Here is an 11,982-nt window from a genome sequence, read left to right on the forward strand (position 1 = left end):
CCAGGGGGAGCATCTGAAGTTGTGGTGGCGGAACAACAGCAGCACTGGGGCGGAGGAGGACTTTGGGCAGGACCCAAGTCGGCTTGGCAGCCAGCCACAACCGTGAGGACGAGTGCGCCGAGGAAGGAGAGCTGCTGAAGTTGAGAGGCTCCTTTAGCGTTCTTATTCGACGGATTGCGTTCCTCTGGTTTTGCGCTGGTTAGTGCGCCACCCAGTGCGAGAAGTACAAATAAACCCAACGCGATTGATAAAAGGTAAACACCCCATGCGACAGTCATCATGTGACGGGAAGCGTCATTCGCGCCGGTCGCGAAATCCTTATAGAAGGTTATCGTGAATGCGATTATCGCCGACGCTAATGTAATGAGCTGCTTCGTTACGTCTTGAACGAAATCGAACGCCTTCTCCAGGAGAGGGTCGGGGGCAGAACCGCCGGTGGGTGGGGGGGCGGGAACAGAACCGCCGGTGGGTGGGGGGCTGGAGCCAGTCTCGTCAGTGTGCAATTTAACACCAATACAACAGCGGGCAGAGGCGTTCCCTTATCTTCTCCCAAATATCTGCAGTTATTATGCTGATGCCGTCGGACTTGGCAATTGTTTTGATTCTATTTGCAAGTTCGTAGACATTTCGATCTGGGACGTCTTCGTATTCGCTCAACGCACGTACGACAAAGAGTTGAAATTCATTTGCACCGTCCGGGGCGAAGGAGATCCCGCTCCCCTTCAGAAATTCGAAGACCTCATCCGCGAGGCGCTGACTCTCCGGAGTGGGCCGAGACGGCAGTGGAGGCAGTGTCACTTTTCCCCCTGATACGTGACATGAGGACTTTAAGCAGATTAGTCGAACGCTTCGTTACGCGAACGACTTCGCAGAACATTCGATTCACGACTCGCGTTCGCCGAGCGCCTCTGATCGCTGGCTGAACGATGCACCGTTGAACGGCACACGGACCGGGTCTCGAAAACGACCACATATGAGACATCGGTAGAGTCGGGACCGCCTCGTCTGTCCATCGTGGTCGCGGTGTCTCAATAGTTAGTCTCGGAATAAACTGTCTCAGATGTGCGTTCAGACTTGTTGTGAGACAGGAACACTCGGCAGACTCCTCCGCTACTGGGACCCGGATCGGCTACGTTCGAGTCAGCACTGTGGCACAGACGCTCAATCAACAGGAGACTGCGCTCGAAGCCGCCGGAGTCACAAAGACATTTTCCGACACCATGTCCGGTGCACGGGACGACCGGCCCGGCTTGGCCGAGTTGATGACCTACATGCGTGACGGCGACACGGTGGTGGTATGGAAATTGGACAGGCTCGGCAGGAATCTCCAGCACATACTCGCGACAGTCAAGGAGATGACCGATAGGGGCGTCACATTAGTGTCGACATCTGACGGCATCGACTCGTCGACGCCCGCTGGCCGGATGATGATCGGCGTTCTGGGGTCTCTCGCGGAGTACGAACGAGCGCTGGCGAAAGAGCGGACGGCGCTGAAGCTGGCGGCATCTCGTGCCAATGGCACGAGGTTCGGACGGCCACGCAAGGTCGACGATGCCGACCATATCGCCACAGCCAGACGGATGAAGGCCGACGGCCACACAGCGAGGGACATCGCGAAGTACCTCGGGGTGAGTCGAGCGACGCTGTATCGCTACTTGGCAGAACTCGAGGCAGCATAGCTACATCATCGGCGAGGATGGCAGTCTGCCCATCTTCTCTCTACTCTGTGTCACTATTTTCGGCTCCGGGGGGGTCATCGTCCCATACACCGGATTCTTCGAAGCCCCTTACCCATTCGTCGTAAAGTGCCTGCACGTCGCCCATACGCTCTACGCCACGCTGCAGTTTCGATGCGGGCTTCCGCATCGCGCGACTGAGCGACGCGACTTCCTGCATCGCGTCGCTCGCGAATATGACACCCGCAAGTGCCTCATTAGCCGAATCTCGCATCTTACGAATGGAGTTGGCGAGGCTCAAGTACTCGGCTTGGTCGCTGGGCGACATTTCTGAATACGGGCGAAGGTGTATTATTGCATCTATCGCCTTATTCAATTCGATTACTTGCGAGGCGTATTCCGTTGACAGTTCAAGGTAACGCTGTGCGGGAACCTCCAGCTTAGTTGCGACCTTTTGCATGACCGCGAGCCGAGGACCGACCTTGGGATTCATTGCGGCCCTGTCTAGTTCAGGCTTGCTTGCAGTGCCTATCTCGCCAATTTCTGTGAGGCACTCACCCATCGCTTCGATTGTCTCGGCGAATACCGGCATGATGCTCTCGGCGTCCGCTATCAGATCCAAAGTCCCGGGCGCATCATCATCGGCATCGTCGCCGCCCTGGTCTGTCGGGCCGCCTTCGCCGGTTGTCGACACCACCGTGTCGGGCTTTTCTGCCACATCCTGCGAGATTCGGTGGATCTCTTCTGCGAGTTCATGAACTGCTGCGCGGTGCTCGCTGGAGAGCGGGTCAAGCAACCGAAGTTTGTGCCATTTGACGTATTGAGTCTTGGCTACCAATCGAATGACGGGGTCTTCAGCGTCCTTCGACAAGTAGGGCACGTCCGCGTACAGGATCGGCAGGAAGAGTTCATTGAGTCCGTTAGCTTCAGTCGCCTTGGTGGTGAAGTCGATTACTTCCTGCCTGCAAGCTTTGCTCTTGAAGAAGCGTGGGGTGATGATGGGTATGAAGAACGTCGTCCCGGCGATGCTGCTAGAGATTCGCTGCTCCCACTCCTCTCCCCAGTTGATTTCCGTGTCGACAAACAACGTGAGGTCTTCGCCAGTCAAGATCGAATACGCGCCCATGATGAGCTTGCGCAGATCCAGGATTGCGTTGTCGACGGCATCGTTGTCATCGTGGACGTAGCTCCAAAAGCCGACAGGGCCTCCCGTCATGACTTGCTGCTCCTTCCATGGTGTGCGGACACTTACCCCACCTATCGGTTCGGGTGTTTTACCTCGCTAGCGCGGCCCGATAAGAGCTGGCTACCAGCTCGCAGCTTCTTGAAGCACATTCGGTGGCGGCGTGCGAGGCTGTTATCGCGACAACCGGCACCAGAAAATCCATCACGACGAATACGGAACACGTTCTGGGCCAGGACACTTCACTGATCATGACATTTGACCTGCCATCTCCCGTTCATGCCTGACCAATACGTCTCCGCCACGTTGTCAATGAGACGGACGGCTTCGGTCTCAGACATATTGAACTGCTGCATCAGCCAGGCGACAGCCTCGTTGACCTCGAACGGCATCTCCCCGTTCGAAGCATCGAGATGACGCTGGTTCTCTGCGCAAAACGCCTCACCTGGCGTATCTGCGCGGGCAATCGGCACAGGAGTAAGGGCGATGAAACAACACAGTGCGGTTGTGCTCGCACAAGTCCTCATCCAAGTCATGTCAACTCCTGCCTACGGTTGGAACTCGGGGTGAATGAAGCCGGAGTCCCTTATTTCCCAGATCTTGTCCTTGTCCACGCCCTTGAAGTTGATCTGGTCAATCGTCGACTTCAGATAGGTGATGTTGATGACGACCTTGGTCTCGACATTGCCGTAGGCGTCCTTCATCGGGAAGCTGCCCCGGACGTTCACCTGAGATGCGTTGGGATAGACCTGTTTTGCGTATTCGAGGATGTCGATGGTCTCGAACCGCGCCCCGTCCTTGATCAAGCCCTCGGTCAAGTTGTCACCGATAGCGAACGCCGCAGTCACCACTTCCCCGTCCGGACCGGGAGCGGTAGTGAAGCTCGCGTCCGGTTTCTCGGGGCCAGCCGAAGTGGTCGGAGTGCGCGAGGGAGTACTGGAGCGAACCGACGAAGAAGTGCTGGAGCTGGAGTCCTTCTTGTCGTCATCACAGGAGTTGCCAATGAGGCCGATCAAGAAGATGACTCCAATGACGATCAGGACGGTCTTGAAACATCCCAGCGGCTTCTTTTGCGGGGGCGGTGCGGTCGCTACTGGTGCCGTGGGACCCCAGTTGGTCCCATCGAAGTAACGCTGCCCGCCGCCTGCCGGATCTGGATACCAGCCAGGCGCTGGTCGTGGTGGCGGTGGTGGAGAGGTCATCGATCCCCCTGTGCTCGAACGCGCGTTCCCCTTCGCGCATCGGCGATGATGGTAACCAGGCCCCGACCAAGATCACCAGGGCGGATTCGAGCTATCTGACATCAGGCGCGCTTCGATGACTGACCGTTGATGTCGGCGAACTCAGCCCTGGCGCGCTCCTCGGCCTTGATCTGGCGTTGCTGCTCGCGCAGGTGCGCAAACTTGGCCAGAGTCCTCTCGTCGCCCTGCTCGATCACCTCGGTGAGGGCGCGACCGGCACCCAGACGAACGCCGGAGGTGGACACCACAGTGCGGTGTCGCCGACAGGGTTCTCTGCCCACTGATGGGACTCCGACGCCAGGCAGGGTGTTCCGGGGGTTCGGGTGCCGACTCCGATGCCGTCGTCCATCTCCCAGTCGTCAGGAGTGATCGGGTCGGCTGCGGCCACCGGTGCTCCAGCCAGCATGACCGCGAACGCCGCGATGCCGCCGATGATGATGCTTTTCATATCTCCCCCTGCTACTCGTGAATCCTGCGCTCGGGGATCTCCACGAGACCCCGTCACGCTCCCCCATGTTGATGTACATATGCAGCTCGGTGGCCTCCGCCGGAGCGATGATCACCACGTGCTTGCGGACGTGAGTACCCGGCACCAGCTGGGTCTCAAGCCTCCGGTACGGCAGTCGCGCCGGACGATGTTGAAGTCCACCTCACCACCAGCATCCTCGACGCCCCACCACTTCGCAGCAAACAACTCAGATTCGGAAGCAGGGAACCGGAATGCCCTCGGGTCGACCTTGATGTCCAGCACGAAGCGCAACTGCTGCCCCGGCTTCAGCGGAGTCGCCGGGTCGTCGCAGACGACATCGGACTGGAGGGACGCCAGTTTCCAGGTCACGTCACACACCGGATCAGCGGGTTCTGCCGGGCACGGTCCTGCATCTCCTGGCCGACCTGGATCTGGACCAGGGTGGCCTTGCCGTCCGGTTCCGGGTTCAACTGCTCGGGCGGAGGCAGTGGAGCAGGAGGCGGTGCGGCCACCGGCATCGGTCCACTGCCGTCTGAGAAGAGCGCCCCCGTCACCGGCTTGTTGTGGGTGCAAGCTCCGATCAAGCCCAGGAGCAGGAAGAGACTGATGGCTGCCAGGAGGAAGGCAGGGTTCTTCTTGCGGGCGTGGCCGATCTCAGGCGGAAGCGTTTCTGCAGGTAGGGTGTGGTTGTTGATGGGCATGGGCGGAGATTCCTGTCGGTGATCGCGAGAGTGACGCGGATGCGACACTCTTCGTGACCAGCCGCCAGGTCACCCCGGATCGAGACGAGATCTCGACGGCGATCACCGCGGTCAGCACCGCCGCGGCTATCCCGATGCGCAGCACCAGGCGCAATATCGCGGGACCGGTGCCGGGCGACGTCACTGAGGCGGTAGAACGGGCGGCGCTTCCGGTGCAGGCACGGGGGCCTCAGGCGGTGGCACCGGCGCGCCAGGAACGGCGGCCTGCTGCGCGGCAGGAACCTCGTCGTTCCTGCCGATATTCGACAGCCGGTCCCTGAGCCGGCTCAGCAGGCCCGGCCGCTGTTCAGGCACCGGAGTCGGTTGCGCAGGCATCAGACCCGGCGCAGGTGGGACGGCCGCGGGAGGGAGCGCGTCGACCGCGGCGTCGGGCGCAGGCAGCACCGAAGCGTCCGGCAGCGGCGCCTCGACCGGGACACCGTCGACCGGCGCGGCCTCGGCGATGTCGACGGCGCCAACCGCAGGGTCGGCGATCTCGACGGGCGGAGCTTCCGGCAGGGGCGGCGGCAGTTGTTCCGCCGGAGCCGCAGGCGGGGCTTGCGGGAGGGCCGCGCGGGCCGCAGCCGCCGCGATCTGAGGAGAGGTGTTGGCTGCCGGTCGTGCCTCCGGCGAGGCGATGTCCCGATCGGGTGCCATCTGAAGGCTGACCGCAACCGACACCGACCCGACGAACGTCACCGCACCGACGACGAGCATGGCAAGCGGACCGGTCTGCGTCAGTCGACGGCGCTCGCGTGGCACGACCCGCTCGGGGGTCTGGCCCAGCTGGATGAACTCGGTGCTGTGCGCTGACGCGAGCGCCGCGCCGCGGGCCAGTGCGAGCTCGGACTCGGCGGGTACGAACACCGGCACCGACAGGATGTCCTCGAGCCGGGGAATGACCGCGTGAAGAGCGCTGCCGGACCCGACCACCACCAATGCCTCAGGCCGCCAGTCGGCCTTGGTGAAAACGGCGTTCAACCAGCGGAGCAACGCTTCTTCGGTGTCGATGGCATGGTTGATGGCCGTCTGAACGGCGCCGACACCGGCATGAACGATGAGCATGATCACCGTGTCGGGTTCGATCACGCACACCGCGGTGACCTGGTGGCCGATGACCTCGGCGATGCCCCATGCGAGGGCCTCCGTCGCCTCGGGCAGGCGTACCGGAACGACGTTGTCGAAACCGGAATCGCTCAGCGATTTCAGCAGTAAGGACGCCTCGTTGTCGGCGCCGTCGCTCCATGTCACGCCGATCGAGTGCAGACGCTGGCCGCGGGAGGCCGCGATCGCCTCGGTGCGCAGCACTGCCGCGGCGGCCTGCTCGGAGGCCTGGCGGGGTGTCGCATGCCGGCCGGAGACTATCTCGAACGCTTCCCGGTCGACGGTGGAGCCCTCGGCGTCCTGCCCTTCGACGAGAACGAGACCGACAGCGGACGGCGTCACCGATAAGCCGAGTACGGTGTCCACTCTTGCCCTTCTGAAACCATTCCGGACGTCCACCTGAAACCGCCGGGGACATCCACCTGTTCGGGGTGACCTTACAGGCGTCGGCGTGAGCCGGCTCACCGGGCTTTGTTGGAGCCACCGGGCCTACACATGCAGATCCGCATCGAAATGTGCTGTGGTACCGAAACCTACTGCAAGTCCTTCACCTGTGCCTTTGCCCGCAATACAGGCCCTTTCCATAGGTCACCGGAAATCGGGTCGAGTGGCACCGTGATTCCCATGACCGCTGCGGGACAAGGCGAAGGCGGGCCCGCCGGACGCACCGTGTTCGGCCATCCAGCGCAATCGGTTGGGTCGTCGGTATCGCCGTAGTGACGCCGGCGTGATCGTATTCGCGCCGCCCTGAATAAGCCGCCTCATGGAGGGTGTGCACTAGCTTTCGGGCCGGCCCGCCAGGATGTCCGTCAAGGCCAGTGGGTCGACGTTCCCACCGGAGAGCACCATGACGGTGCGGCCGGACGGAGTCTCGCCACGGCGATAGGCGGCCAGGGCGACCGCCCCACTGGGTTCGCTGACCAAATGCGCCTTCGTGGCGATTTCACGGACCGCGTCGCGAATCTCGTTCTCCGACACGGTGATCACACCGTCCAGCACCCTCTGCAGATGAGCGAAGGTCAACTCCGAGGGCTGTGAGCGAAGACCGTCGGCGATGGTGCGATTGCGGTCCTCGATCGACCAATCGACCCGATGGCCCTGTGCGAGTGAGTCAGCGGTGTCGGCGGCGAGTTCGGGTTCCACGCCGAAAACACGTGCCTGCGGGCACAGCGCCTTGATGGCCGTGCCGACCCCCGACGCCAGGCCGCCGCCACTGACCGGAACGAGCACGTTCTCGACCGCAGGCAGGTCCTCGGCGATCTCGAGACCGATCGTTCCCTGCCCCGCGATGATGTCGGGATGGTCGAACGGCGGAACCAGAACCCCGCCGGTCTGCTCGACGACTTCGGCGGCGACCCGTTCGCGCTGACCCGCCTCGCACAGCACCACCTCGGCGCCGTGGCCGCGGGTGGCGTCCACTTTGACGGCCGGCGTCTCCTTCGGCATCACGATGTGCGCCGGAACTCCGTATATCGCCGCCGCATACGCCACGGCCTGGGCATGATTTCCGCTCGAGTACGCGACGACCCCGCGGGTCCGCACCGACTCGTCGAGGTTGCCGATCGCGTTGAAGGCGCCGCGAACCTTGAACGCCCCGATCGCCTGCAGGTTCTCCGGCTTGATCCACAGCGGACGGTCGTCGTCGGCCCACAGCGCGGGCAGTAGTGGCGTGCGGACGACGAACGCGCGGATCCGCGTCGCCGCCGACCTGATGTCATCGATGGTCACCATGTCCACGCACCCCACGCCAAGATCGTATGCGTCGTGCAGCGTTGCTCACCCGAACTCCGCGAAGTCGCTGCGAGCCGGCCGGGCGGCCTATCGCCGACGCTGCGCCACGCGCTCACTTCGGTTGAGCGTCAAGCCCGTAACGCATCCGAGCGAGTCCTCCACTGGGCCCACGCCGAAGGCAGGGGACGGTACGGTCGACCCATGGGGCACGATCACGATCATCAGCGAGAGCTTCCACCCGGGATGGTCGAGCAGCTCGAACTGGCTTATGCCGGTGTGACTTCATTCGGGCACCGGCCGTTCCTCACCGAGGTCGAACAACTGGAGTCGTGGCGGCCCGATGTGGCGATCGTCGGGGCGCCGTTCGACGTTGGCACCACGAACCGGCCCGGCGCCCGCTTCGGCCCCCGGGCCATTCGGGCCACCGCCTACGAGCCGGGCACCTATCACCTGGATCTGGGACTCGAGATTTTCGACTGGCTCGAAGTCGTCGACTTCGGCGACGCGTACTGCCCCCACGGGCAGACCGAGGTCTCGCACAACAACATCCGCGAACGCGTACACGCCATCGCCTCGCGCGGCATCGTGCCGGTGGTCCTCGGTGGCGACCACTCGATCACCTGGCCGGCCGCGACCGCTGTCGCCGACGTGCACGGCTACGGCAACGTCGGCATCGTGCACTTCGACGCGCACGCCGACACCGCCGACGAGATCGAGGGCAACCTCGCGAGCCATGGCACGCCGATGCGTCGGCTCATCGAGTCCGGCGCTGTGCCGGGCAGCCACTTCGTACAGGTGGGGCTGCGCGGCTACTGGCCGCCGCAGGACACTTTCGAGTGGATGCAAGAACAACGCATGACGTGGCACACCATGCAGGAGATCTGGGAGCGCGGCTTCAAGGAAGTCATGCGCGACGCCGTCAGCGAGGCCCTGGCCAAGGCCGAGAAGCTGTACGTCTCGGTCGATATCGACGTCCTCGACCCCGCGCATGCACCTGGCACGGGCACACCCGAGCCGGGCGGCATCACCACCGCCGACCTGCTGCGGTTGGTGCGGCAACTCTGCCGCGAACACGATGTCGTCGGCGTCGACGTGGTCGAGGTGGCGCCCGCCTACGACCACGCGGAGCTGACCGTCAACGCCGCGCACCGGGTGGTGTTCGAGGCGCTCGGCGGCATGGCCGCACGCCGCAGGGATGCCGCCCCCGACGCCGCGCCGCCCGGGCCGCCTGCCCGGTAGGCCGCCCCCGCCGAGTGTGGAGGACAATGGAGCCATGTCCGGAATATTGTTCTTCGACGGCAATTGTGGAATGTGCACTCGATCGCGGAACTTCCTGCTGAAGCTCAATCGGACCGGTGAGCTGCACACAGAACCACTACAGACGCCGGGCACCGCAGAGCGGCTCGGTATTCCCGACTCGAGCCTGATGGACTCGGTGCGCTGGCTGGATGATGCCGGCAACGCGTACGCGGGCGCGGAGGCGGCCAACGCCGCAGTATCTGCCGCGCTCGGCACCCGAATTCCGCTGATGATTTACCGCGTCCCGGGCATTCGATCACTGGAAGAGGCGGTGTACCGCTGGGTCGCCGACCATCGTTACCGATTCCCCGGCACCACCCCGTACTGCGAGTCGCATCCTGTCGCCTGCTGATCCCGACGGCGAACGCGATGGACGTCCAGATACGCCCCGCGGTCGGATTGAAACATGGCTCGATACTCTTCTGCTGCAACGGAGCATCACCGACGTCACAGGCTGACTTCCGTCCACGCCGGGTTGTCGTTTCGATGGTCCTCGAGGTTGCGGCACTCACCGTAGAGACGCATGGTCGCAAAGGTCGGGTCGTCGAGGTTGCGCTGCAGCACCGCGGTGACGCCGCCCTTGGTGAGTTTGCGGCCGAAGTGCTCGGCCTGCGCGGGCGCGGCCGCCCAACCGCCGACGATCATGGCCGAGGCGACCTGGTCCAGATAACGCGCCCAATCACTGTGCGGCAGGGAAAAACTCATGTACATGGCCGCCTGATAGGGCGCCGCGTTCTGGGTTGCGCACGACACGAACATGTAGCCGCCGGTCACCTTCTGCAGGCGTGCTGCGGCGACGATCTGCCTGGCTGAACCGACGACCTGGCCGGCGGCCTGATCATTGGTCAATGGCACGGCGATCCGGTCGGCCGCGCTCCCCTGTCGATCGACCACGAGGACACCCGCCCCGAGAACCAACGACAGCACGAGCGCCGCCCACAGCAGTGCCTTCGACGGTCGCGAGCGGATCCAGCCGGCGCCGGTCATGACGAAAGCTACCCGCTCCCGGCGATCCCGCTGATCAATCGCTCACACACCGTGTCCATCTCGCTGCGCGCGCGTTCACGATCGATGGCACGGGACACGAACAGCGCCGCCTCGTCGAGCGCGCCGAGCAGCACATGGGCGGTGGGGCGCAACGGCTGCTCGGGAATGGCTCCTTCCGCGATCGCGTGGGCGAGCATCCCTTCGATGACCCCGAGACCGTATTTGACACCGACTGCGCGCCAGCGGTCCCATCCCAGGACCGCCGGGGCGTCGATCAGGACGATCTGCTGAACCTCGGGCGCCGAGCAGCCGTCGAGGAACAGGCGCGCAGCGACCCGCATAGCCTCCAGCGGATCAAGGGGCTGTCGCTCCATGATCTGACGGGCGATGTCCCCGACCAGATCGCGCTCGACCTGCTCATACACCGCCGCGAACAGGCCGACCTTGTCGTCGAACTGGTGATACAACGCCCCACGGGTGACCCCGGCTGCGGACACGATCGCCTGGGTGGAGATGTCGTTGAAACCCTTGTCGGCGAACAGCTTCCGGCCGGCGTCGATCAGCAACGCACGCGTGGCGGCGGTGCGCTCCGCCTGAGTGCGCCGAGTCGTCGCCGGATCGTTGACTTTCATACAGCCTGCACGTACCTTTCATACCAAATGTTTGTAAGTTATGGAAAGGATAGCGAACATGCCGCAGGTCGCACTTGATCAGGCCACCATCTCGTACCGCGTGTTGGGTCCGGAGGATTCGCCGCATCCGCCGGTGGTGTTCGTGCACGGCATCCTCGTGGACAGCCGGCTGTGGGATCGCGTGGCGGACGGTCTGGCCAGCCGCGGATTCCGGTGCTACCTGCCGAACTGGCCCTTGGGCTCGCACACGATTCCCGTCAACGAGGGCGCCGAGCTGTCACCGCACGCGGTCGCGACGATGATCCATGACTTCGTCGAGAAGCTGGGCCTTTCGGACGTGACGCTGGTCGGCAATGACACCGGCGGCGGGTTGTGTCAGTTGGTCGTCGACGCCTACCCGGATCTCGCGGGGCGCCTGGTCCTGACCAATTGCGATGCGTTCGACAAGTTCCCGCCGTTCCCCTTCACTCTCGTGTTCGCGCTGCTGCGTGGGCCGGTGTCCATCAAGGTGCTGTTCGAGCAGATGAGGTTCACACCGCTGCGGCATTCTCCGCTCGGCTTCGGCCTGCTGGTCACCCCGGATCCGCAACTGACGGCCTCGTGGCTGGAACCCGCCCGCACCGATGTCCGCATTCGCCGCGATCTGGCCCGGCTGCTGCGGGCGGTCGCCAAGACCGACCTGACCGACGTGTCGACCCGGCTGCACCGCTTCACCAAACCGGTCACCCTCGTCTGGGGTCAGCGCGACCGCGCTTTCACCCCTGCGCTCGGCCGAAGGCTCGCGGCGCTGTTCCCGGGATCGACATTGGTCGAGGTGCCCGACGCGCGAACCTTCGTCTCCCTCGACGCGCCGTCGGCGGTCATCGACGCGATCACCGCTGTGGGAGCCAACGCGCACTGAAAATTTACGTCGAGGATTA

15 protein-coding genes are annotated in these 11,982 nt (G+C 63.6%); 4 read left to right on the forward strand and 11 right to left on the reverse strand.

Translation table 11 applies throughout. From position 1 onward, the window contains the following. Positions 1-1,079 precede the first annotated feature (1,079 nt). Complete coding sequence (locus tag AB4Z42_RS17160) at positions 1,080-1,679, forward strand: recombinase family protein (protein ID WP_442010389.1); 600 nt, start codon at positions 1,080-1,082, stop codon at positions 1,677-1,679. A 40-nt stretch (positions 1,680-1,719) separates the two neighbouring features. On the opposite strand, the gene AB4Z42_RS17165 is transcribed toward AB4Z42_RS17160, so the two are convergent. The 9 genes from AB4Z42_RS17165 to AB4Z42_RS17205 all read right to left on the reverse strand — a co-directional run bounded on the left by AB4Z42_RS17165 (position 1,720) and on the right by AB4Z42_RS17205 (position 8,144). Beyond that, positions 1,720-2,892: a TIR domain-containing protein gene (locus tag AB4Z42_RS17165; protein WP_442010390.1), complete on the reverse strand. Its 1,173-nt coding sequence runs from the start codon at positions 2,890-2,892 to the stop codon at positions 1,720-1,722. Positions 2,893-3,101: 209 nt separating this feature from the next. Further along, positions 3,102-3,395, reverse strand: coding sequence for a hypothetical protein (locus AB4Z42_RS17170; protein ID WP_442010391.1), 294 nt, complete (start codon positions 3,393-3,395; stop codon positions 3,102-3,104). Positions 3,396-3,407: 12 nt separating this feature from the next. Then, entirely contained in the window at positions 3,408-4,061 is a 654-nt protein-coding gene (locus AB4Z42_RS17175) for a DUF2510 domain-containing protein (RefSeq protein WP_442010392.1), read from the reverse strand. A gap of 101 nt (positions 4,062-4,162) precedes the next feature. Then, positions 4,163-4,297, reverse strand: a complete 135-nt coding sequence (locus tag AB4Z42_RS17180) for a hypothetical protein (protein WP_442010393.1) — start codon at positions 4,295-4,297, stop codon at positions 4,163-4,165. After that, a complete protein-coding gene (locus AB4Z42_RS17185; protein WP_442010394.1) occupies positions 4,294-4,548 on the reverse strand; it encodes a hypothetical protein in 255 nt (84 codons plus the stop codon). Before AB4Z42_RS17185 ends, AB4Z42_RS17180 begins: the two co-directional genes overlap by 4 nt. A gap of 111 nt (positions 4,549-4,659) precedes the next feature. Beyond that, positions 4,660-4,938: a hypothetical protein gene (locus AB4Z42_RS17190; protein ID WP_442010395.1), complete on the reverse strand. Its 279-nt coding sequence runs from the start codon at positions 4,936-4,938 to the stop codon at positions 4,660-4,662. Continuing rightward, complete coding sequence (locus AB4Z42_RS17195; protein ID WP_442010396.1) at positions 4,935-5,270, reverse strand: hypothetical protein; 336 nt, start codon at positions 5,268-5,270, stop codon at positions 4,935-4,937. Before AB4Z42_RS17195 ends, AB4Z42_RS17190 begins: the two co-directional genes overlap by 4 nt. Positions 5,271-5,450: 180 nt before the next feature. Then, positions 5,451-6,779, reverse strand: a complete 1,329-nt coding sequence (locus AB4Z42_RS17200; protein ID WP_442010397.1) for a DUF7159 family protein — start codon at positions 6,777-6,779, stop codon at positions 5,451-5,453. Between the two features lie 411 nt (positions 6,780-7,190). Beyond that, the gene (locus tag AB4Z42_RS17205) at positions 7,191-8,144 is read right to left on the reverse strand and encodes a threonine ammonia-lyase (protein WP_442010513.1); all 954 of its coding nucleotides are present in this window, start codon (positions 8,142-8,144) and stop codon (positions 7,191-7,193) included. Positions 8,145-8,345: 201 nt separating this feature from the next. On the opposite strand from AB4Z42_RS17205, the gene speB reads away from it, so the two are divergent. Both speB and AB4Z42_RS17215 read left to right on the forward strand, forming a co-directional pair. After that, entirely contained in the window at positions 8,346-9,383 is a 1,038-nt protein-coding gene (gene speB / locus AB4Z42_RS17210) for an agmatinase (RefSeq protein ID WP_442010398.1), read from the forward strand. Positions 9,384-9,417: 34 nt separating this feature from the next. Further along, a complete protein-coding gene (locus AB4Z42_RS17215; protein WP_442010399.1) occupies positions 9,418-9,795 on the forward strand; it encodes a thiol-disulfide oxidoreductase DCC family protein in 378 nt (125 codons plus the stop codon). 95 nt (positions 9,796-9,890) lie between these two features. Here AB4Z42_RS17215 and AB4Z42_RS17220 read toward each other — a convergent pair whose 3' ends face one another. Then, positions 9,891-10,430, reverse strand: coding sequence for a hypothetical protein (locus tag AB4Z42_RS17220; protein ID WP_442010400.1), 540 nt, complete (start codon positions 10,428-10,430; stop codon positions 9,891-9,893). A gap of 8 nt (positions 10,431-10,438) precedes the next feature. Continuing rightward, positions 10,439-11,062, reverse strand: coding sequence for a TetR/AcrR family transcriptional regulator (locus tag AB4Z42_RS17225; protein ID WP_442010401.1), 624 nt, complete (start codon positions 11,060-11,062; stop codon positions 10,439-10,441). A 58-nt stretch (positions 11,063-11,120) separates the two neighbouring features. Here AB4Z42_RS17225 and AB4Z42_RS17230 point away from each other — a divergent pair, with 58 nt between their 5' ends. Beyond that, the gene (locus AB4Z42_RS17230) at positions 11,121-11,963 is read left to right on the forward strand and encodes an alpha/beta fold hydrolase (RefSeq protein ID WP_442010402.1); all 843 of its coding nucleotides are present in this window, start codon (positions 11,121-11,123) and stop codon (positions 11,961-11,963) included. Positions 11,964-11,982 lie beyond the last annotated feature (19 nt).

Source organism: Mycobacterium sp. 2YAF39 (assembly GCF_052114565.1).
Classification (GTDB): Bacteria; Actinomycetota; Actinomycetes; order Mycobacteriales; family Mycobacteriaceae; genus Mycobacterium.